The following is a 20,427-nucleotide window of genomic DNA, read 5'->3' as shown; positions in this document are numbered from 1 at the left end:
CATCAGTTCAGCTTAAACTGCACGTTGATCTTATATTTCTTATTCGCTTTCAGGTCCATCAGACGCTCCACCCCGGGCAGCGCCTTGATCTCTCCGATGATCTTCTCCTCCGTCGCCTGCGACGGTGTCATGAGCGTAAACCATAGGTTATACCTACCCTCGCGCTCATAGTTATGCGTCACGCCCGTATAGCGATTGACCGCCTGTGCGACGGACGAAAGCTGCTCCGGTGTCACACACAACGCGATCAGTGTCCCCTGATAGCCAAGGCGTTCCGAGTTGAAAAATGTCCCAATGCGCCGCAAAAATCCGTCCGCCTTCAGGGCGTCCAGCCGCTCAAGCACATGCTCCTCCGTCGTTCCGAGCATCTCGGCGAGACGCGCAAACGGCCGCGAACACACCGGCAGGTTGCCCTGCAGGAGGTTCAGCAGCCGTTTGTCAAATTCTGTCAGTTCTGCCATTGAAGTCTCTCCCATATACCGTGCACCATCTTCATGCACCGGTATCGGATCGTCTTGCTCATGGACAATCGTATCATAGGACACAGGCACAAAAATGAATGCGATTCACTTCTTTACGTGCCTATTCTAACAGATATTCCTTCATCACGTCAAGGAGTTCCGTACGCCCTTCGTTTTTCGGCACGGAATATGGCAGAATCGAAAGATCGGGAACGTCGAGCGTCCTGCGCATCAGGGACAGCTGTTTTTGCCGTGCCGTGCGCCCAAGCTTATCCGCCTTCGTGGCGATGACCAGCACAGGTATATCATGCGATACGAGCCACTCAAACATCTTTCTGTCGGAGGGCATGGGGGCATGACGAATATCGAGCAGGAGACAGACAAAGTGCAGATTCTCTGCATGGAGAAAGTACTCCTCGATAAACTTTGCCCATGTCTTTCGGCTCTCACGCGCCGCCTTGGCATAACCATAGCCCGGCAGATCGACCAGGTGTACAGGATGCCGCTCTTCCCCACCGTCGATGCGCATGAGCAGCTCATAGAAGTTGATCGTCTGTGTCTTCCCCGGTTTCCCCGAGACATGGGCGAGTTGGCGAATGCGTGTCAGGGAGTTGATGAGAGACGACTTCCCGACATTGGAGCGTCCGATGAAGGCGACCGCGGGACGCTGTTCCTCGGGGTACTGATCGCGCCGTACCGCAGAGGCAAGATAGGCAGCCTTTGTAATGACAACCGGCTCAGACATGCTGCACCTCCTAATTATACAGCGCGACCTTCAGTACCTCGTCCATGTGCGCTACGGGTACAAACTCAAGTGACGCACGCACCGCATCGGGAATATCCTCGATATCGCGTTCGTTTTCCTGCGGCAGGACGATGGTATGCACACCCTCGCGATAGGCAGCGAGCGTCTTCTCCTTCAGCCCGCCGATCGGCAGCACATTTCCGCGCAGCGTGATCTCCCCCGTCATAGCGACATCGGCGCGCACCTTGCGCCCCGTGAGTGCTGAGATCATCGCCGTCGCCATGGTGATGCCCGCCGAGGGGCCGTCCTTCGGAATCGCCCCCTCGGGCAGATGGATGTGTATGTCGTCCGTCTCGTAGAAGTTCTCTGCCAGATGGAGCGCATCCGCACGGCTGCGCACGTAGGAGAGTGCCGCCTGTGCCGATTCCTGCATCACGTCGCCGAGCTGCCCCGTGAGGATGAGTTTGCCCTTCCCGCGCAGGATGTTGACCTCCGTCCGCAGCACGTCGCCGCCGACCTCCGTCCACGCAAGCCCCGTGACGACACCGACGAGGGGCTTCTTCTCCTGCCGCGCCGGATGGTACTTCGGACGTTCCAGAAACTCCGTAAGATTCGCCTTCGTCACGGCGATGGGCGGCGTCTCCCCTTCGACGATGCGCCGTGCTGTCTTGCGGCAGAGCTGACCCACGACGCGCTCCAGCTCGCGCACCCCCGCCTCGCGCGTATAGGAGCGGATGAGCACAGGATAGACGCCTGCACTGATGCGGATGTCCTTTGCCTTCAGCCCGTTCTGTATGCGCTGACGCGGCAGGAGATGCCGCCGTGCGATCTCGACCTTCTCCATCTCCGTATAGCTCGAGAGGTTCAGGATCTCCATGCGGTCACGCAGCGGCGCAGGAATGCGCGCGGGGTGATTTGCCGTGACGATCCAGAACACCTGCGAGAGGTCAAACGGCAGCTCCACGAAGTGATCGCTGAACGTGCAGTTCTGTGCAGGGTCAAGAACCTCAAGAAGCGCAGCGGAAGGATCGCCATGAAAGTCCATGGCAATCTTGTCTACCTCATCGAGGAGAAAAACGGGGTTCTTCGTACCGGCACGGCGAATCCCCTCGATGATGCGGCCCGGCATCGCGCCGACATAGGTGCGGCGATGCCCGCGTATCTCCGCCTCATCACGGATGCCGCCGAGCGAGATACGGATGAACTCCCGCCCCATCGCACGGGCAATCGACGCTCCGAGCGACGTCTTGCCGACACCGGGTGCACCGACGAGGCAGAGGATGGGGGCATTCTGCTCCGGTGCCAGCTGACGCACGGCAAGATAGTCGAGGATGCGCTCCTTGATCTTTTCGAGTCCGTAGTGATCGCGTTCGAGCACAGCGCGCGCAGCATTCATATCGACCGTCTCTTTGGTCGTGTGCATCCACGGCAGTTCGATCAGACAGTCCAGATAGCTGCGGATCACACCGACCTCGGCACTCATCGCAGGGCTGACGTCGAGGCGGTGAATCTCACGCTCGATGGTCTCGCGTACGGCATCGGGGTACGCCCCCTCCGCGAGAGCCGTGCGATAACAATCCACATCAGCGGACTTATCCGCATCGTCGCCGAGCTCCTTATGGATTGCCTTGATCTGCTCACGCAGATAAAAATCGCGCTGAACCTTGTCCATCTGCTTACGTACACGACGGTTGATCTTCTGCTCGATCCCCATGATGTCCAGCTCATAGACGAGCACCTCATAGAGACGATGCAGGCGTGCGCGCACATCAATGGTGGCAAGGATATCCTGCCGCACCTCATGCTTCAGGCTCAAATGGCTCGCGATAATATCCGCCAGACGTCCCATGTCCTCCATGATTGAGATCGACACCAGCGCCTCGGGCGGAATCTTATGAGAGAGCTTCACCCACTCCTCGAATTTGCTCGTTACCCCGTGAACGAGTGCCTCCATACCCTTTGTGGAGGGCGTTTCCACACTCTCCTCGTCAATCACATGGACATCCGCCTCCGCATACGTCTCCCCCTCGCGGATCTCCATGATCTCCGCACGCTGCTGACCATCCACGAGAATCCGCAGCACGCCCTCGGGCAGGCGCAGAAACTGACGGATCTCCGCAACTGCACCGACATCATAGAGGTCTGCCGCCGTCGGGTCATCCAGTTCCGGATCCTTCTGTGAGACGACGAGAATCCGACTGTCTCCTGCAATCGCAGCCTCGATGGCGGCAACGGAGCGATCGCGTCCCACGTCGATGTTGACCATCATGTGGGGATAGACCACAAGTCCCCGCAGGGGAAGCAGCGGCAGTGTTTGTTTTTCAGACATGGTCGCGTTCCTTCCATCTATAGAAAAAAGGAGCACCGCACGCTGCAGGCTCCTTTCATTGGTATGTCGATATGTGTCAAAGGAAACACAGAGACCTTTAATTGGCGGCTGCCATCTTCTGTGCGCCCGCACCGTCGATGGTGAGGATCGGGTCACTGTGGTTGACAATGACGTCCTTCGTGACCTGACATGCTGTCACGCCATGGATCGACGGCACCTCATACATGACGTTGCGCATGATCCCCTCGACGATGGCACGCAGACCACGCGCGCCCGTCTTATGCGTCAGCGCTTCCTTCGCGATCAGGTGCAGTGCATCCTCCTCAAACGTCAGACGCACACCGTCCAGTTCGAGCAGCTTTTGGAACTGCTTGACAAGAGCGTTCTTCGGCTCTGTCAGAATGCGAACGAGTGCCTCCTCATCGAGGGAGTTCAGCGTGACTACGACAGGCAGACGCCCGATGAACTCGGGAATCAGCCCATTCTTCATCAAATCCTCGGGAATGATCTTGCTGAGCGACGCCCCCACGGTAACGCGGCGCTTTGAGCGCACCTCGGCACCGAAGCCCATCTGCTTCTTTCCGAGGCGCGATTCGATGATCTCCTCAAGGCCATCAAACGAACCGCCGCAGATAAAGAGAATGTTCGTCGTATCGATCTGCAGGAGTTCCTGCTGCGGATGCTTGCGCCCGCCCTGCGGCGGTACGGAGGCCGTCGTCCCCTCAAGGATCTTGAGCAGTCCCTGCTGAACGCCCTCTCCCGAGACATCTCGCGTGATGGAGGGGTTCTCCGATTTGCGCGCAATCTTATCGATCTCGTCGATGTAGATGATGCCGCGCTGTGCCTTCTCGATGTCGTAGTCTGCCGCCTGAATCAGCTTCAGCAGGATGTTCTCGACATCCTCGCCGACATAGCCGGCCTCCGTGAGAGAGGTCGCATCGGCGATGGCAAACGGCACATTCAGGATGCGTGCCAGCGTCTGCGCCAGCAGAGTCTTGCCGCTGCCCGTCGGACCGATCATGAGGACGTTCGACTTGCGCAGCTCCACATCCTCGTTCTTTCCCTGACCGGCATGAATACGCTTGTAGTGATTGTAGACCGCCACGGAAAGCGATTTTTTCGCCTCATCCTGACCAATGACATATTGGTCGAGAATGCGGCGGATCTCCTTTGGCTTCGGAATATCCTTGAGTCCGACATCAATATCGTCGCCAAGTTCCTCCGCAATGATCTCATTGCAGAGTTCGATGCACTCATCGCAGATATAGACGCCGGGCCCCGCCACGAGCTTCCTTACCTGCTCCTGCGTCTTACCGCAGAACGAGCACTTGAGCTGACCCTTGTCGTCCGCCCCAAATTTCATCGCATGACCCCCCCTCAGGCCTTGCTGTCAGCAGATGTATCCTTTGGTCGGAGGACAACCTCATCAATGAGGCCGTATTCTTTTGCCTCCTCCGCCGACATGAAGTTGTCGCGTTCCGTATCAACGTTGATCTTCTCTGTATCCTGCCCCGTGTGATGCGCGAGGATTTCGTTGCCGACCTCACGCAGGCGCAGGATCTCCTTCGCCTGGATCTGGATGTCGGTCGACTGTCCCTGTGCGCCGCCAAGCGGCTGATGAATCATAATACGGGCATGCGGGAGGGCATAGCGTTTTCCCTTTGCACCCGCCGTCAAAAGAATCGAACCCATGCTCGCCGCCTGTCCAACACAGATCGTGGAGACATCCGGCTTGATGTACTGCATGGTATCATAGATGGCAAGTCCTGCCGTCACAACACCGCCGGGGCTGTTGATATAGAGGTGGATATCCTTATCGGGATCCTCTGACTCCAAAAAGAGCATCTGCGCAACAATGACGTTGGCGACGCTGTCGTCAATCGGTCCACCGAGGAAGATGATGCGCTCTTTCAGCAGGCGGGAGTAAATGTCATAGGCACGCTCCCCGCGTCCGGAGGTCTCCACCACCATCGGTACATAGTAACTCATACGTTCCTCCCCGCAGGAGCTTTCTTACTCCGTGATATTGTCCACGATGAACTGCGCCGTCTTCTTGCGCAACACCGTCGCTGCAAGATCGCTGACGCGCCCCTGCTCCTTGATGATCTTCTGAACCTGCTTCGGCGTCGCACCATAGGACAGAGCCATTGCGTAGACTTCCTGATCGAGATCCCTTCCCTCGACCTTGATGTCCTCTGCCTTGGCAACCTCCTCGAGCATGAGATCGGTGCGCACGTTCTTTTCCGCCGTCTCGCGGTACTCGTCGCGGATGCGCGCCATGTCGAGCCCGGCGTACTGAAGGTACTGCTCAAGGCTCATTCCCTGCTGCTCAAGACGCATCGCCATTTCCTGGATCATCGCCGTAATGCGGTTCTCGACCATCACGGGCGGAATCTCCATCGTGCAGTTGTCCGTCGCCATGTCGATTGCCTTTGTGCGGCGCTCATTCTCTGCCTGACGCTCCGCCCCCTCCTGGAGGTTCTTGCGGATGTCCTCGCGCAGCTCTGCGAGCGTCTCGAACTTGCTTGCCTTCTTGGCAAACGCATCGTCCAGCTCAGGCAGCTCGCGCGACTTGATACTGCGCACCGTGCACTTGAAGACAGCCGCCTTGCCCTTGAGATTCTCCGCATGGTAGTCCTCGGGGAACGTGACGTTCACCTCGCGCTCCTCGCCGACCTTCGCACCGATGAGCTGATCTTCAAAGCCCGGAATGAACGAGCCCGAGCCGATCTGGAGCGGATAGTCTTCGCCCTTGCCGCCCTCGAACGGTGTCCCGTCCACAAAGCCCTCAAAATCAAGCGTAATGAAGTCGTCCTTCTTGACCGCGGCATCGGCAGGGGCGTCGATGAGCGTGCCCTGATGCTGGCGCATCCCCTCGATCTGACGATCGATGTCCTCCTCGGAAACCGAGACGGCAGGCTTCTCGACCTTGAGCCCCTTATATTCGCCGAGGGTGACCTCGGGACGCTGCGTGAACTTTGCCGTAAATACGACATTCTTGCCCTCCTCGAGGGTCACGATGTCGATCTCGGGGCGCGTCACAGGCTCCATGTTCTGCTCGGTCAGCGCTTCATCAAACGCCTTCTGTGCAACGCTCTCGAATGCCTCCTGAAGAATGGCCTCCTTGCCGACAAAATTCTCGACAATCTTGCGCGGTGCCTTTCCCTTGCGGAAGCCCGGGATATTCACGCGTCCCGCAAGACGCTTTGCCGCGCCGTCCGTCGCCTGCTCCAGCTTGTCCTGATCCACTTCAATCGTCAGAGTGACCTCACGGTTCTCCCCATGCTCTGCCGTAACCTTCATTGTATGAAACAACCTCCTGCTTCTTTCCATTGGAGGGCGCGCTGCACCCTCCGATTTGCGGGCATACAAAGAGAGCATTCCCGCCATTCTACTTGTATCCTATCACAAAACAGCCAAAATGACAAGCACGGCTATTTCAGCAACTCTGTCATGCGCGGCAGCGGCTCAGAGAGATCCATGTGCCCCGAGAGAGTTTCCACATCCTCTCCCTCAATGCGGATGCGCACCTTTTTCACCTCGGGGAAATCCGTGAGCGTGTTGACGATTGATCCGACGAGCATCTCTTCCCCCGTCGACCCGCCGTTGAAATTCTTCTGCAGCTCCTTGGAGAAATCCACCGTGGCGACACCGTCCTGAACCTTGACGCTGCGCAGCTTCACGTGTTTCGGGAAAACATTCGTCTGCCCCTTCTCCGTCGTGCCTGCGAGCAGGGACTTCAGCGCTGCCGTATACTTATCCTCGCCGCCGAGTTTTACCGTACGGCTGTCCGCCACAAGACCCATGCCGTCATTCTTCGGATAGTAGACATTCACCTTGACCTCTTTGTCCTTTGCCGCTGTGTCATCCGCAGCCGCAGCCTTCGTCTGTGTCTGCTGTGACTCTGCGGCAGGCGGGGCAGACGTCTTTTCCTCTGCACAGCCCGCCGTAAGCAGAAGTGCTGCGCAGAGCGGTGCGCCCAGCAGACGTGTGATATGTTGCGCGTGTTGGAACATTTCCGATTCTCTCCTCATTCCTCAAAATAGCGTGCAATCGCACGAAAGAGTGCCTGTGCCAGTATCTCCTGATAGGCAGGATCCGTGAGCATCTGCTCCTCCTCGGGATTCGAGATAAACCCCAGTTCCGCAAGGGAAGCGGGGATATCCGAATGCTTCAGGACGTAGAAGCGCGCATACTTGACTCCGCGATTATAGAGTCCGCCCGCCGCAGCAAGTTCCTCGTTCAGCAGCGTGGCGAAGCGTTCATCCGCATCCGTCTTGGGATAATAGTAGGTCTCCATCCCGTGTGCATCCGGATTGCTAAAGGAATTGCAGTGCACGGAGAGGAAGAGTTCCGCCTCCCCATGTGCCGCCGCAGCATCCACACGCGCCTGCAGTTCGCGGGAAGCCGAACTGCCCGCATACGCGACGTCCACATCGTCCGTCCGCGTCATGACGACATGCGCCCCCGCCTTGGTCAGGAGGTCACACGTGCGCAGGGAGACGGCAAGAGCGACATCCTTTTCGCATGCGCCCGATGGACCGATCGCCCCCGTATCACTGCCTCCATGCCCGGGATCAATGACCACCGTATGCCCCATGACCGCCTTGCTGAGTGCGTCTCCGCCATCCGCAAAAATCTCAATCACGAGCCGCTCGGTGTTCTTCTCACGTCCCGTCCCCGGGACAGTATACATGCGATAGGCATCCGCACTGCGAAGATCATGCCCTGCATAGATTCGCAGTGCCGCACGATGATTCTCGCGTGGGATAACAACAAGCCGCTGCAGCACCGCTCCATCGAGAGCAATCTCATGGGGAAGATGCTCATCCAGCGCAACATCCTCCAGCTCGACCAGCAGCTGATTGTCCGCATGGTAGCGCTCCGACAGAGCGTAGTGCAGCCCCGCCTTCTTGACGGTGATCTCTATGCGCTGCGCCGCGCGCCCGTCCACCTCCACCGCATGGCTGTCAATGCCCGTAATGCGATGGAGGCTGCCTGCTGCTTCTCCTGCTCCACCGAGGAGAAGCAGCAGGCAGACAAAAACCGCTGCAGCAAGCAGCGGTCGCATCCACAGATGCCCCCTGTTCTTGATCGTCAATGCCAATCTCGCCCCCATTCAGCCTTTCAGCAGCGCCAGTGCCTCATCCTCAGCGGCATCCGTCGCCGCCGCATCGCGCTCTATCGTCAGCTTCAGATAGTCGCCCTCTGCCACATCTTTGGGCAGGAATGCGCGCGGAAAATTCACCTTGACCATGGCTTCTCCGAGGAGAAGCACAGCAAGATCTCCTTCAAATCGATCCAGATATGCAGAAATCATTGTTTCTCCCCTCTCTCCGGTGTAATATGGTAGTCCTTTCCATCACTCGTAAGAGTAATCGTGCCATTCTCCGCCGTCACATAGATGTCCAGATTCATGGCATGGTACTTCTTCATCGTCTCCTTATGCGGATGTCCATAGTCGTTGTTCACACCGCAGGAGATGAGAGCCGCCGCAGGATGGACGGCACGCAGGAAATCTGCCGAAGAGGAGGTCTTGCTGCCATGATGGCCTGCCTTGAGGACGGTGCTCTGCACCGCGCCCTGCGCCCCCGCAAGGATATCCTGCTCCTCTTTCTTTTCTGCGTCGCCCGTAAACATCATGGAGAAATCGCCAAAGACCAGCCGTCCGACGACGGACTCGTTGTTCGGATCGTGCTTGTAGCCCTTGACGCTGCCCTGCTGGACAAGTGCCGCCGACGGGGCGAGCACCTCAAAGACTGCCCCGCCGCCGAGATCCACGCGATCCCCCGTACAGAGCCCCTTGCGCGCAATCCCCTTCGCCTTCAGCTGTTTCATATAGCCGATGTAGACACGCGACGTTGACGGCATCCCGTTGTCATAGACCATGCCGATCGGATATTTATCGATCAGCATCTCCATCCCGCCGATGTGATCGGCATGGGGATGGGTCAGGATCACTGCATCGAGTTTTTTGACCCCTGCCTTGTCCAGTTCGGCGCGAAGCTTATCCCGCTCGTCCAGATCGCCCGTATCAATGAGGACGTTCTGCTCTGCGGTCTGAATGAGGATGGCGTCCCCCTGCCCGACATCGAGCATCTTGACCGTGAGTGCCTGCTGCACGGGTGCTGTCGTGGATGTCTCATGCGATGCTCCTCCTGCACACCCACCAAAGAGCGCAGAGAGCAGCAACAAAAGACTCACGAGAAATGCCATGCGGTGTTTCATCTGCACGTCAGCCTCCTACGAACGAAGTGCCAGATTGATCAGGAAGGCAATCGAGACGAGATACATGATCCAGCTGACCTTCTTATACTGCCCCGCACAGAGCTTCATGACCGTGTAGCTGATAAAGCCAAAGGCAAAGCCGTTGGCAATACTCGACGTGAGCGGCATCATGATGATCGTAAGGAAAACCGGCAGAGCGTTTGTGAAGTCGGAGAAGTCAATTTTTCCGACCTCGGACATGAGCAGCGCTCCGACCAGGATGAGGGCAGGCGCGGTAGCAAATGCCGGCACGAGCCCGATCAGCGGCGTAAAGAGCAGTGCCGCCAAGAAGAGCACGCCCGCCGCAACGGCAGTCAGCCCCGTCCGCCCGCCGGCGGCAATACCAGCCGCACTCTCGATATAGGAGGTGACCGTCGACGTACCGAACATGGCGGAGACCATCGTCCCGACTGCATCCGTGGTCAGTGCCTTGTCGATGTTCTCGATGTGTCCATCGGGGCGCACCATCTTTGCCTTTGTCGTCAGACCGATCAAGGTGCCCATATTATCGAATAGTTCCACCACGGTGAACGTGAAAATGATCGAAATGAGGCCGTAGTGCCATGCGCCCGCGAGATCGAGCTGACCGAACGTCTCCCCCATGTGTGGGAGCGAGGTGGTCACGATATCCGTGATTCCCTTCGGTGCCGGCGTCATCCCGAGGATCATGGCGAGGATGGTCGTCACAAAGATGCCGATGAGGATCGAGCCATGCACGTTGCGCGCCATCAGCGCCGCCGTGAGAAGCAGTCCGAAGAGAGAGAGCAGCGTCGTCGGCGCGGTGACGTGACCAAGGGAGACATAGGTTGCGGAATTCTCGACGATCAGCCCTGTCCCCTTCAGGCCGATGAACGCGATAAAGAGTCCGATGCCCACACTGATGGCGTATTTCAGATCACGTGGGACAGCATTGATGATTGCCTGTCGGATTCCGCCAACCGTCAAAATCAGGAAGAGTACACCCGAGAAGAACACGGCACCGAGTGCCACGGTCCAGTGCAGTCCGAGAACACCGCAGACATAGTAGGCAAAGAACGCATTCAGCCCCATGCCCGGTGCGAGCGCGACGGGATAGTTCGCAAAAATGCCCATTGCGAGCGACGCGAGTGCGGCAATCCAAATCGTCGAGGCAATCGCCGCCTCCTTCGGGATGCCGGCATCCGCAAGTATATTGGGATTGACAAAGAGAATATACGCCATGGCAATGAACGTCGTCATGCCAGCGAGTAATTCCGTGCGCACAGTCGAGCCCTTTTCCCGCACTTTAAAAAATCGTTCGACAAAGGACGGCGGTGTGCTCTGCATCTCCATAGAAGCATCTCCTTAAATTAAAAAAACCCGACGCAGACCGGGTAATAAAAAATGGCGGAGTGGGAGAGATTCGAACTCTCGCAGCGGTTACCCACTCTAACGATTTAGCAAACCGTCCTCTTCAGCCTCTTGAGTACCACTCCATATTCACTTCACGCTTTCTCTGCGACAGATGTTATATTAACAGATGGATTCACGCTTGTCAAGGCAAAAATAAGGACTGCCATACAAAACCGCAGGATTCCGTAGGCAGTCCATTATCATTTATCATTTTATGCTTTGATGTCGAGATTGCTTCCGACATGCTGTGGCGCACGCGGGCTGATTGCATAGGCCGCCTTTGCCTGCTCCATGCGCTGGCTCGTTGCCTGGGCGCCATACTGCTGTGCTTCACGAAGGGACTTCTGGAAGCGGCTCGTGCCCAGCAGCGCAGGATCCATATTCTGCGCCGCCTGCTGCGTGGCGCGTGAAGTAACCTGCTCCGCCGTGCGGATAACCGTCCGCTGCGTCTGCTGGAACTCACTCGTCCCTGCCTTCGTGCCCGAACCGAACTTCGAGTCGCCTATAACCGCCTTGACCTCGTCCATCTTGGCCTGCGTCGCATGGGCACCCATCTGCTGTGCCGAGCGATTCGACTTCTGGAATGCACTCGTGCCCAGCATTGCAGGATCCATGTTCTGTGCAGCCTGATGTGTGGCGCGCGACGCGCTCTGCTCGCCCGTGCGGATGACGGTCCGCTGCGTTTGCTGGAACTCACTCGTCCCTGCCTTCGTGCTCGAACCGAACTTCGAGTCGCCTATAACCGCCTTAACCTCGTCCATCTTGGCCTGCGTCGCCTGTCCGCCGAGCTGATGGATCTCACGGTTTGACTGTTGGAAAAGACTTGAACCAAAGCCCCCTCCGATGGCTGATAGAGCCATATTGGATCCCTCCATTTCCTCTCTGCATCCCATATTCCCTTGGGATACTACGTCCCCATTATAAGCGACGGATACGCATTATGCAACAAGAAAAGGGCGGTACGATACCGATTTTTCGGCCAACTGCCCTATATTTCCGGTTACGTTGCTGAGGCTGTGACACGGCCGACGCGCACCACTTCAGAGATCTGCACCTTATGCGACTGTCCATTGACATCGGCGATAATGCTCGGTGCACCGTCTGTGATACTGACCCCGATGACCTTGCCTTCAAAGTTCTGCTTCGTTACAGCACCATCTTTTCCCTTCGTCTCTGTAATCCACTGGATTGGCTGTCCAATCATCGAACTGAGCTGTCCGATCAATACCGAAGAATCGATATTGTCAACAATCTTGCTGACCTTCTCCAGCCCCTTGGAGACATTCGTCATCTGCTCGAGCGCGGAGAACTGTGCCAGCTGCGAGAGATACTCCGCATTGTCCTGCGGATTAAGCGGATCCTGATAGCGCATCTGCGTTACGAGCAGCTGCAGGAACGCATCCTTGCCGAGAGCGCTGTTGTCCTTCTTTCCGGCCTTTGCCTGGTTCTGGGCCGCCTCATAGTCGGAGACCTTCTGGATGACGCCGCCGACATTGATGGTATTCAGTGGGTTTGTACTTGCCACTTTTTTTCCTCCTCACATGGTCAGACGCGATAGTCCACACCGTCTGCCGTTACGCCGCCAACGCTTTCCTGTGTCGATGCGGTGGTAACGCCATCATCGACGATTTCCCCGTCGAGATAGTCGTCGGCATCACCGCGTGCGTAGACCTGTGTCTCACTGTGCCCTGCCTGATGCTGCCATGCTTCCTGCCCTTGTCCCTGGGGCATCTGCCCATCGGCAAGTCCCGTATAGACGCCGACGCGATCCACCTTGATCCCCTGCGTGTTCAGCTCCTGCCGCAACTGGACGAGCGAGTTCTCGATCACGCTGCGCACGTGGGCGTTGTCGCTGTGGAAGGACGCCTGTACCGCACCGTCCGAGCCAACGGCAACACGCAGTGTCAGCTCGCCGAGATGCTCCGGCTTCAGGCGAATGATCATCTGCGTGTCGTTCAGGGTACGCAGAAGCCGTGCCTGCTCGACAATCTGACGCGGGATCTCGTAGTCGGTCTGCGGGCGCTGCGGCACTTCTGCGGCGGGTGCTGCCTGCTCCGTCTGGACGGGAGGCGTCCCCGTCTGCACAGAGGCCAGCTGAACGGGCGTCTCCGCCGTGCGCACCGTCGTCTCAAAGGAGACGTTCTCATGCGTCGGTGCTGGCTGGGGGATGCCGCTCTGCATCGGCTGCTGGTTCTGCTCCGCGTTTTCTCCGCTCATGTCACGCTGCATTGCATCGTGGCGCATCGTACGCTGTGCGAGAACATCGAGCGGGCTCGGTGCAGGCTGCGTTTCCTCGGTCAGATGCTCACCGACCAGCGCCGCCGCACTCTTCTCCCGCGGCAGAGTCTGTTGCTCCTGCATCGCGGAAACGACCGCTGCCTGTACCGCGGGCTGCTGCACAACCGTCGGCTGCTCCGCAGGTGCTGCGGGAACGGGGTCCTCCTGCACGACGAGCTGCGATACAGGGGTCTCATCCGTCACCGCGGCCGGTACCGTCGCTGCATCCTCCGCAGACGGCAATGCTGCTGCCTGAAGTGCCGCACGCAGCTGTGCGGGCATCGCCGCATCGAGCGCTGCGAGACGCGCCGCCGCAGCGGCAGGTGCATCCGTCTGTGCCAGCATGACAGCGGTATTCGCCGTCTCCTGCGTCAGCGGTTCACCGGCTAGGGCGCGGAGAAGCGCGTTTCCCTTCTCATCGGTCTGCGGCATCTGCTGCAGCAGATGCTCGACCGCCGTCTGCAGCTTCGTATCACGCAGCTGCTCAGCGGTCAGCCCATAGCGTTCGAGAATATCCGCCAGAGCCTGCGGCAGCTCCCCCTCCGCCGGGGTGCTCTCCACGGGAACCTGCTCCACATCTGCCGGCAGGAGTGCTGTGAGCACGGTTGCCGCCGCTGCGGAGGCTATGGCTGTGTCCTCGGCGGACACGTCCTTCAAGGCGTCGCTTTGCCCTTTTGCCGCAGGCATGGACGCTGTTTTTTTCACATCCTGTGCGTTCTGCGCCGTCCCGTCCGTCCCCGTCGCCGCAGGCTTATCCTGTACGGCAGACAGCGAGGAATCACCGGTCTGGATCTTGGTCGCATCTGCACTCATACCCTTTTTCTGCAGTGCGCCCATCGTATCGCTGAACGTATTCTTCCCTGAGGTTGTCTGCGTACGACTGCCCGCCGCTGCGCTGCGCGCTCCCTGCACGCCCGCTGCCGTCGATGCGCCGTCCGTGGTCGATACCGCCATAAGATTTCCGGCATTCATCTACACATCACCTCTTCAATCTCTTTATCGTGGAAATCTTATCTTTTCTTAAATATTTTTTGGCATCGCACACTTTAAGGCATCGCCAATCGTCTCTGCACCGAAGAGTTCCATCCCTGCGAACTTGCCTTTTAGCTGACGGTAGTTCTTCATGGGGATCACGGCGGCGTGAAAACCGAGCCGCTGCGCCTCGATGATTCTCTGCTCCGCCTGTGAGACGGCGCGCACCTCCCCTGAAAGCCCCACCTCACCGCAGACGACCATCTGCGGGCGCGGCAGACGTCCTGCAAAGCTCGATGCCATGGCAACACAGAGGGCAAGATCCGCCGCCGGCTCATCGAGACGGATACCGCCCGCGACTTTCACATAGACGTCCGCGGCGCCGATCGGCAGACGTACGCGCTTTTCGAGGACGGCGAGCAGCAGCTGGATCCGCTTGACATCCACGGAGTCCGCCGTACGACGCGGCGGCTGATAGGGTGTCGGGGCGACCAGCGCCTGCACCTCGACGAGCAGAGGACGCGTCCCCTCCACCGTCGGCACAATGACCGAGCCGCTCTCGGGGGCGCGCTCGGAGAGAAACAGCTTCGACGCATCGGGGACATCGACCAGTCCGACATCCCGCATTTCAAAGAGCCCCAGCTCGTTCGTGCTGCCAAAGCGATTTTTCACGGCGCGCAGTACGCGATACTCCGCATTGCGCTCTCCCTCAAAATAGAGCACCGTATCGACGATATGCTCGAGGACACGCGGGCCCGCCAGGCTTCCCTCCTTCGTTACATGGCCGATAACAAAGACGGCAATCCCCGCCGTCTTTGCGACGCGCATCAGCTCCATGGCGCACTCGCGCACCTGCGAGACGCTGCCGGGCGCACTCTCGATGTCGGGACGGTACATCGTCTGGATGGAGTCGATGATAAAGAGCGCGGGCTTAACATTTTCTACGTGTGCGCAGATTGCATCAAGATTCGTCTCGCTGACGACGAACAGCTCATCGGCAACGGCCTGCAGACGATCGGCACGCATGCGGATCTGCCGTGCGCTTTCCTCGCCCGTCACGTAGAGGACACGGCGTCCTGCCCGCGCTATATCCGCCGATGCGCGCAGGGTAAGGCTCGATTTCCCGACGCCGGGATCACCGACGACGAGCACCATCGCTCCCGGTATCACACCGCCGCCGAGAACGCGGTCGAGCTCCCCCGAGCCCGTCGAAAAGCGCGGCAGATCCTCTGCGCGGATCTCCGCAATCGGCTGCGGCGGCTCACCTGACGAGGCGGTACCGCGCCGCTCCTCCGCCGGCGGAGCAACGACCTCCTCCACCATCGTATTCCATGCGCCGCAGCCCGGACATTTGCCCATCCATCGCGTATTGTCGTAGCCGCAGTTCTGACAAACGTACATCGTCTTTTTCTTCTTTGCCATAAGATCTCCATCGAAAGAACACGAAAAAGGGACTGTTCCCCCATCGCTCGCTATGCTCGCCACTTCCCCCGCAAGCGGGGGAGCTACTATGGCGTTATCCCAGCCTTCCCCGTTATCACGGGGAGCGGTCAACGTCAGCCAATCACACATCGCTGTCGCTCGTGTTCTTGGGACGTTTTCCCATACGACCTGTTACCCAATCAGCTTCGTCCTGTAGACTTGCTTCTTGGACAGGTCAGCAAGGGGGACCGCGCAAGCGGTGGAAGGGCACAAAGACGGGGCTGTTGCACGAAGTCTCTCGCTTCGTGCAACAGCCCCCATTCACCGCAGCAAAATCATTCGCCGCACTGACCGTGCGAGCCAGAACAGCGACCATGCGAAGTTGACGAGAAAGTCCCCCCAACATCCCATCCGCGAGTGCGGCGCAAGTACGTTGCGTCCCTCACGTTTCATGGCATGGTTCCTTCTTATTATTCTTCTTCGTCCGTCGATTGTGCGTCTTGTCCTTCTTCACGAAGTCCAATCCATCACCGAGCTTTCGCACGGAGATGACATCCCCCGCCGCAAAGTCACGGGCGAGCAAACGCTCTGCCAGTGCATCCTCGAGGTTCTTCTGGATGGCGCGCCGCAGCGGACGCGCGCCGAACTTGACATCCGTCCCCTTTGTGATGAGTACGCGCTTCGCCGACGGGCTGACCTCCATGTTGATCTCCTGCTCCGCAAGACGCAGCTTCACATCGCGTAGGAGAATGTCCACAATCTTCGTCAGTTCCGGCTCACCGAGCGCATTGAATACAATCATATCGTCCACGCGGTTGAGGAACTCGGGGCGGAAGATCTGTCGCACCTCATCGAGGACGCGCTTTTTCGCCTGCTCCTCGTCAGATCCTGCCGTCCCGCCGACGGCAAAGCCGATGGTGCCGCGGGTCGAGCGCAGATGATCTGCGCCCGCATTCGAGGTCATAATGATGATGGTATTGCGGAAATCCGTAACGCGCCCCTGTCCGTCCGTCAGGCGGCCGTCTTCCAGTACCTGCAGCAGCATGTGGAAGACATCGGGGTGAGCTTTCTCCACCTCATCGAAGAGAATGATGGAAAAAGGCTTGCGCCGCACGGCGTCGGTCAGCTGGCCGCCCTCCTCGTAGCCGACATAGCCCGGAGGCGCGCCGACCAGACGTGCCGTCGTATGCTTTTCCATGTATTCAGACATATCGAAGCGGATGATCGCATCCTCGGTGCCGAACACCGACTCAGCGAGTGCCCGCGCCAGTTCCGTCTTGCCGACGCCCGTCGCCCCGAGGAAGAGGAACGAGCCGATCGGACGACGCGGATCCTTGACACCGGCACGCGCGCGGCGGACAGCACGCGCCACGGCATGCACCGCTTCGTCCTGCCCGATAACGCGGCGGCCGATCTGCGACTCAAGTGCCAACAGGCGGTCGGATTCCTTGACCGCGATGCGCTGCACGGGAATGCCCGTCCACTGTGCCACCACAGCCGCAATATCGTCCTCCGTCACGCGGATCTCCATGCGTGCATCCTCGCCCTTGCGGGATGCATCGAGCTTCGCGCGCAGATCCTTCTCGCGGTCGCGCAGGTGCGCTGCCGCCTCATAGTCCTGCTTGCTGACAGCGGCATCCTTCTCCTTGACCACCCCTGCGATCTCACGGCGCAGGCCGACCAGACGATCCGTCCCGCCCGCACTCTTCATGCGCACATGGGAGGATGCCTCATCCATCAGATCAATCGCCTTGTCCGGCAGGAAGCGATCCGTCAGGTACCGCTTTGAGAGTCGCACGGCCGCCGTAATCGCCGTATCCTCGATGCGCGCATGATGAAACTCCTCATAGCGACTGCGCAGACCGAAGAGAATCTGCTCCGCATCCGCAGCATCCGGCTCATCGACCGTCACCGACTGAAACCGCCGTGCGAGCGCGCCGTCTTTCGCAAAGTACTTCTTGTACTCGCTGAGCGTCGTTGCCCCGATAATCTGCATCTGACCGCGCGCAAGAGCGGGCTTCAGGATGTTTGCCGCATCGAGTGCGCCCTCGGCACCGCCCGCACGGATGAGCGTGTGAATCTCATCGATGAAGAGAATGATGTTCTTCGCCTTGATGACATCATCCACCACATTTTTCAGACGCTCCTCAAACTCACCGCGGTACTTCGTGCCCGCGACGAGTGCCGTCATCGACAGCGTCACAATGTGCTTGTCCTCAAGCAGAAAGGGCACCTCTCCGGCGGCAATGCGCCGTGCCAGTCCCTCGGCGATGGCCGTCTTGCCGACCCCCGCCTCACCGAGCAGGAGCGGATTGTTCTTCGTCCGCCGTGCCAGAATCTGAATCACGCGATCAATCTCCGCCGTACGGCCAATCACGGGGTCAAGACTTCCTGCCCCGGCCGCTGCGGTCAGATCCGTGCCAAACTTTTTCAGTGAGGCGGGCAACCCCTTGCGCGTGTCCTTGCCGCTCTTGCGGCGCGCGAATTTCTCTTTGACCTCGTCCTCCGTGTCGTCCATCTTGGCACTCACCTCGCTCTGCAGAGCCTCGATATCGACGTCGAGATCCTCCAGTGTACGGACAGCCGTCCCCTCACCTTCGGAGAGCAGGCTGAGCAAAATATGCTCCGTTGTCACGAAGGAACGCGCTTCACGCGCCATATCAATCGCCCCCTGCATGACGCGCTGTGCGCGCCGCGTGTAGTAGGGCGTCTCCTCTGGGGTCAGGACGTCTTGAAAACCGTCCCCCTCCCGAATCACCTGCTCTGCGCTGTCGTAGTCCACGCCGAATTTATCCAGCGTCTCGGCGGCAATCGTATCGCGCATGTGCAGAATACCGAGCAGCAGCTGGCCGGTACCGATATACCCCTTGCCGCGCCGCTGTGCAATATACTGCGAAAACTCCACGGCCTTAATCGCCGTCTGCGTAAAAAATTGACGGTAGTTCAAGCTGTTCCCCTCCTTACCCCTGTGTTCTGTATCGATCTAAAATCGCGCGCACACGCGCTGCGCGCATGCCAGCGATCTCCCCCGCGGACTGTTCCGCCCCGCCTGCCATATACCGAAGATAGGCATCGCGCGCCGCAACCATGATCTCACCGTAGCAGTCCCCCGACACCCCGGTGACGATCCCACGGTCTATACCATAACGCACACGCGAGAGCAGGTCAAGTGTTTCCTCCTCTGTCAGTGACCTTGCATACGAAAGAATTCCGAATGCACGCCAAACGCCATCCTCAACACTGTCCTTTCCGACGTAGGAAAGTGCCTTGCGTGCACGCCGCTCATGTGCGGTGATCTCTCCCACGGCAGCGCGCAGGTTCTCGATGATCTCTGCCTCTGCATAACCGAGGGTGAGCTGATTGGAAATTTTATAGAGATGCGCGCCCTCGCCGCCCCCATAAAGCGGCTGAACGGCAAGGCCAAGCTGCGGAAACGAATGACTGATGTTCTCGATGTTGCGCGTATAGACCAGCCCCGGCAGATGGACGACGACCGAGGCGCGCAGTCCCGTGCCGAGATTTGTCGGCTGTGCCGTCAGATAGCCCATGCGCTCGTCGAAGGCAAGATCCAGCTTTGCCTCAATAAAGTCGTCCACCTTCGCCGCCGTGCGAAATGCCTGCGCAACGGACAGACCGGGCGTCATCACCTGTATCTTGAGATGATCGTCTTCATTGATGAGAATGCTGATCCCCAGATCGGCACTGATGTAGGCTGCGCGCTGCGGCTGCCCCGCAGCGAACTTCTCACTGATGAGCCGCTTTTCAATCAGCACCGCCCGTTCTACATCCGTCAGCGCGTCGACAGCGATGCGCTCAAACGGCTGCCCGAACACTGTGCTGATATCCGCCAGTGCCTCATCCAGGATGCGCCGTATCTCCGCCAGCTGATCCTCATCAGCACGTCCCGGAAACGGCAGGCGCAGAAGATTGCGGGCAAGGCGTACGCGGCTCGAGAGCACGACATCGGCATCCTGTCCCCCCGCAGCAAACCACGGAAGCCGCTCCGCACGCAGGAGATCCTCAAGCGCCATGACTGCTCTCCTCCATCCGCTGCTCCAGCGAGCGAATCCGGTCGCGCAGCTCTGCCGCCTTTTCATACTCCTCATGGGCGACGGCTTCCTTTAGGCGCGTGCGGAGCTGCTCCGCCTCACGGCGCAGCATGATCCCGCTGCCTGAGCGGCGCGGAATCTTTCCACGGTGAATACTCGCTCCATGGATGCGCCGCAGGAGCGGCGCGAGCTCATGATGAAATGTCTCATAGCAGACCGAGCAGCCGATCTGCCCCGTCTTCGAGAGATCGTCAAAATGCATCCCGCAGTTCGGACAGGTAATGCGCGGTGCATCCTCCTCCTCTGCGTTCTCCTCCTGATTGCTGCCAAACAGTCCCTTCAGGAAGTCATCCGCCGAAACATTCTCCTGCTGCGCGCGAAGGATCGACGCACCGTAGCGCGCGGCGCAGCTCATACATATATTCTTTTCACTCTTGCCGCCCGGCCCGATCTGCACGATGTGCACAATCGCCTCATTGCGGCCGCATTCCTCACAGATCATCAATGTGTCCTTCCCAATAGTCTCCGCCGTCT

19 protein-coding genes and 1 tRNA gene are annotated in these 20,427 nt (G+C 58.9%); all 20 read right to left on the bottom strand.

Annotated elements, in window-relative coordinates:
- Positions 1-2: 2 nt before the first annotated feature.
- The 20 genes from ADJ74_RS08245 to ADJ74_RS08155 all read right to left on the bottom strand — a co-directional run bounded on the left by ADJ74_RS08245 (position 3) and on the right by ADJ74_RS08155 (position 20,395).
- A complete protein-coding gene (locus tag ADJ74_RS08245) occupies positions 3-461 on the bottom strand; it encodes an AsnC family transcriptional regulator (RefSeq protein ID WP_039980954.1) in 459 nt (152 codons plus the stop codon).
- A gap of 121 nt (positions 462-582) precedes the next feature.
- Positions 583-1,206 carry a ribosome biogenesis GTP-binding protein YihA/YsxC gene (gene yihA / locus ADJ74_RS08240; RefSeq protein ID WP_009442694.1) on the bottom strand — a complete coding sequence of 208 codons (624 nt, stop codon included), beginning with the start codon at positions 1,204-1,206 and terminating at the stop codon, positions 583-585.
- Positions 1,207-1,216: 10 nt separating this feature from the next.
- Positions 1,217-3,535, bottom strand: a complete 2,319-nt coding sequence (lon, locus tag ADJ74_RS08235; protein ID WP_050343409.1) for an endopeptidase La — start codon at positions 3,533-3,535, stop codon at positions 1,217-1,219.
- Between the two features lie 97 nt (positions 3,536-3,632).
- Complete coding sequence (gene clpX / locus ADJ74_RS08230; RefSeq protein ID WP_050343407.1) at positions 3,633-4,898, bottom strand: ATP-dependent Clp protease ATP-binding subunit ClpX; 1,266 nt, start codon at positions 4,896-4,898, stop codon at positions 3,633-3,635.
- Positions 4,899-4,912: 14 nt separating this feature from the next.
- Positions 4,913-5,524, bottom strand: a complete 612-nt coding sequence (gene clpP / locus ADJ74_RS08225) for an ATP-dependent Clp endopeptidase proteolytic subunit ClpP (protein ID WP_009442697.1) — start codon at positions 5,522-5,524, stop codon at positions 4,913-4,915.
- 24 nt (positions 5,525-5,548) lie between these two features.
- Positions 5,549-6,838, bottom strand: a complete 1,290-nt coding sequence (gene tig / locus ADJ74_RS08220) for a trigger factor (protein WP_050343405.1) — start codon at positions 6,836-6,838, stop codon at positions 5,549-5,551.
- Positions 6,839-6,969: 131 nt separating this feature from the next.
- On the bottom strand, positions 6,970-7,551 hold the full coding sequence (locus ADJ74_RS08215; protein WP_050343403.1) for a GerMN domain-containing protein: 582 nt from the start codon (positions 7,549-7,551) through the stop codon (positions 6,970-6,972).
- Between the two features lie 14 nt (positions 7,552-7,565).
- Positions 7,566-8,606 (bottom strand): N-acetylmuramoyl-L-alanine amidase, encoded by a 1,041-nt coding sequence (locus ADJ74_RS08210; protein WP_050343401.1) that lies wholly within the window; start codon positions 8,604-8,606, stop codon positions 7,566-7,568.
- 48 nt (positions 8,607-8,654) lie between these two features.
- Positions 8,655-8,855 (bottom strand): DUF3006 domain-containing protein, encoded by a 201-nt coding sequence (locus ADJ74_RS08205; protein WP_050343399.1) that lies wholly within the window; start codon positions 8,853-8,855, stop codon positions 8,655-8,657.
- The gene (locus ADJ74_RS08200) at positions 8,852-9,763 is read right to left on the bottom strand and encodes a ComEC/Rec2 family competence protein (RefSeq protein WP_050343397.1); all 912 of its coding nucleotides are present in this window, start codon (positions 9,761-9,763) and stop codon (positions 8,852-8,854) included. Before ADJ74_RS08200 ends, ADJ74_RS08205 begins: the two co-directional genes overlap by 4 nt.
- Positions 9,764-9,778: 15 nt before the next feature.
- The gene (locus tag ADJ74_RS08195) at positions 9,779-11,113 is read right to left on the bottom strand and encodes an NCS2 family permease (protein ID WP_050343395.1); all 1,335 of its coding nucleotides are present in this window, start codon (positions 11,111-11,113) and stop codon (positions 9,779-9,781) included.
- Between the two features lie 52 nt (positions 11,114-11,165).
- A tRNA-Ser gene (locus ADJ74_RS08190) sits at positions 11,166-11,256 on the bottom strand.
- Positions 11,257-11,385: 129 nt separating this feature from the next.
- Positions 11,386-12,033: a hypothetical protein gene (locus ADJ74_RS08185; protein ID WP_253271688.1), complete on the bottom strand. Its 648-nt coding sequence runs from the start codon at positions 12,031-12,033 to the stop codon at positions 11,386-11,388.
- Between the two features lie 140 nt (positions 12,034-12,173).
- Entirely contained in the window at positions 12,174-12,698 is a 525-nt protein-coding gene (locus tag ADJ74_RS08180) for a flagellar hook assembly protein FlgD (protein ID WP_009442705.1), read from the bottom strand.
- A 20-nt stretch (positions 12,699-12,718) separates the two neighbouring features.
- Entirely contained in the window at positions 12,719-14,422 is a 1,704-nt protein-coding gene (locus ADJ74_RS08175) for a flagellar hook-length control protein FliK (RefSeq protein WP_050343391.1), read from the bottom strand.
- Positions 14,423-14,470: 48 nt separating this feature from the next.
- On the bottom strand, positions 14,471-15,844 hold the full coding sequence (gene radA, locus ADJ74_RS08170) for a DNA repair protein RadA (protein WP_050343390.1): 1,374 nt from the start codon (positions 15,842-15,844) through the stop codon (positions 14,471-14,473).
- A gap of 321 nt (positions 15,845-16,165) precedes the next feature.
- The gene (locus ADJ74_RS11665; protein WP_009442708.1) at positions 16,166-16,297 is read right to left on the bottom strand and encodes a hypothetical protein; all 132 of its coding nucleotides are present in this window, start codon (positions 16,295-16,297) and stop codon (positions 16,166-16,168) included.
- Complete coding sequence (locus ADJ74_RS08165; protein ID WP_050343388.1) at positions 16,287-18,791, bottom strand: ATP-dependent Clp protease ATP-binding subunit; 2,505 nt, start codon at positions 18,789-18,791, stop codon at positions 16,287-16,289. Before ADJ74_RS08165 ends, ADJ74_RS11665 begins: the two co-directional genes overlap by 11 nt.
- A gap of 13 nt (positions 18,792-18,804) precedes the next feature.
- Complete coding sequence (locus tag ADJ74_RS08160) at positions 18,805-19,875, bottom strand: ATP--guanido phosphotransferase (protein ID WP_050343385.1); 1,071 nt, start codon at positions 19,873-19,875, stop codon at positions 18,805-18,807.
- Positions 19,865-20,395, bottom strand: a complete 531-nt coding sequence (locus tag ADJ74_RS08155; RefSeq protein ID WP_009442711.1) for a UvrB/UvrC motif-containing protein — start codon at positions 20,393-20,395, stop codon at positions 19,865-19,867. Before ADJ74_RS08155 ends, ADJ74_RS08160 begins: the two co-directional genes overlap by 11 nt.
- Positions 20,396-20,427 lie beyond the last annotated feature (32 nt).

It is taken from the genome of Selenomonas sp. oral taxon 478 (assembly GCF_001189555.1).
Classification (GTDB): domain Bacteria; phylum Bacillota; class Negativicutes; order Selenomonadales; family Selenomonadaceae; genus Centipeda; species Centipeda felix.
This window is presented reverse-complemented; position numbering and strand designations above follow the sequence as displayed.

What these genes read in the sequence shown, in the direction of transcription:
- ADJ74_RS08245 (WP_039980954.1), bottom strand. Translation starts at nt 461, where the DNA reads ATGGCAGAACTGACAGAATTTGACAAACGGCTGCTGAACCTCCTGCAG.
- yihA (WP_009442694.1), bottom strand. Translation starts at nt 1,206, where the DNA reads ATGTCTGAGCCGGTTGTCATTACAAAGGCTGCCTATCTTGCCTCTGCG.
- lon (WP_050343409.1), bottom strand. Translation starts at nt 3,535, where the DNA reads ATGTCTGAAAAACAAACACTGCCGCTGCTTCCCCTGCGGGGACTTGTG.
- clpX (WP_050343407.1), bottom strand. Translation starts at nt 4,898, where the DNA reads ATGAAATTTGGGGCGGACGACAAGGGTCAGCTCAAGTGCTCGTTCTGC.
- clpP (WP_009442697.1), bottom strand. Translation starts at nt 5,524, where the DNA reads ATGAGTTACTATGTACCGATGGTGGTGGAGACCTCCGGACGCGGGGAG.
- tig (WP_050343405.1), bottom strand. Translation starts at nt 6,838, where the DNA reads ATGAAGGTTACGGCAGAGCATGGGGAGAACCGTGAGGTCACTCTGACG.
- ADJ74_RS08215 (WP_050343403.1), bottom strand. Translation starts at nt 7,551, where the DNA reads ATGTTCCAACACGCGCAACATATCACACGTCTGCTGGGCGCACCGCTC.
- ADJ74_RS08210 (WP_050343401.1), bottom strand. Translation starts at nt 8,606, where the DNA reads ATGCGACCGCTGCTTGCTGCAGCGGTTTTTGTCTGCCTGCTGCTTCTC.
- ADJ74_RS08205 (WP_050343399.1), bottom strand. Translation starts at nt 8,855, where the DNA reads ATGATTTCTGCATATCTGGATCGATTTGAAGGAGATCTTGCTGTGCTT.
- ADJ74_RS08200 (WP_050343397.1), bottom strand. Translation starts at nt 9,763, where the DNA reads ATGAAACACCGCATGGCATTTCTCGTGAGTCTTTTGTTGCTGCTCTCT.
- ADJ74_RS08195 (WP_050343395.1), bottom strand. Translation starts at nt 11,113, where the DNA reads ATGGAGATGCAGAGCACACCGCCGTCCTTTGTCGAACGATTTTTTAAA.
- ADJ74_RS08185 (WP_253271688.1), bottom strand. Translation starts at nt 12,033, where the DNA reads ATGGCTCTATCAGCCATCGGAGGGGGCTTTGGTTCAAGTCTTTTCCAA.
- ADJ74_RS08175 (WP_050343391.1), bottom strand. Translation starts at nt 14,422, where the DNA reads ATGAATGCCGGAAATCTTATGGCGGTATCGACCACGGACGGCGCATCG.
- radA (WP_050343390.1), bottom strand. Translation starts at nt 15,844, where the DNA reads ATGGCAAAGAAGAAAAAGACGATGTACGTTTGTCAGAACTGCGGCTAC.
- ADJ74_RS11665 (WP_009442708.1), bottom strand. Translation starts at nt 16,297, where the DNA reads ATGAAACGTGAGGGACGCAACGTACTTGCGCCGCACTCGCGGATGGGA.
- ADJ74_RS08160 (WP_050343385.1), bottom strand. Translation starts at nt 19,875, where the DNA reads ATGGCGCTTGAGGATCTCCTGCGTGCGGAGCGGCTTCCGTGGTTTGCT.
- ADJ74_RS08155 (WP_009442711.1), bottom strand. Translation starts at nt 20,395, where the DNA reads ATGATCTGTGAGGAATGCGGCCGCAATGAGGCGATTGTGCACATCGTG.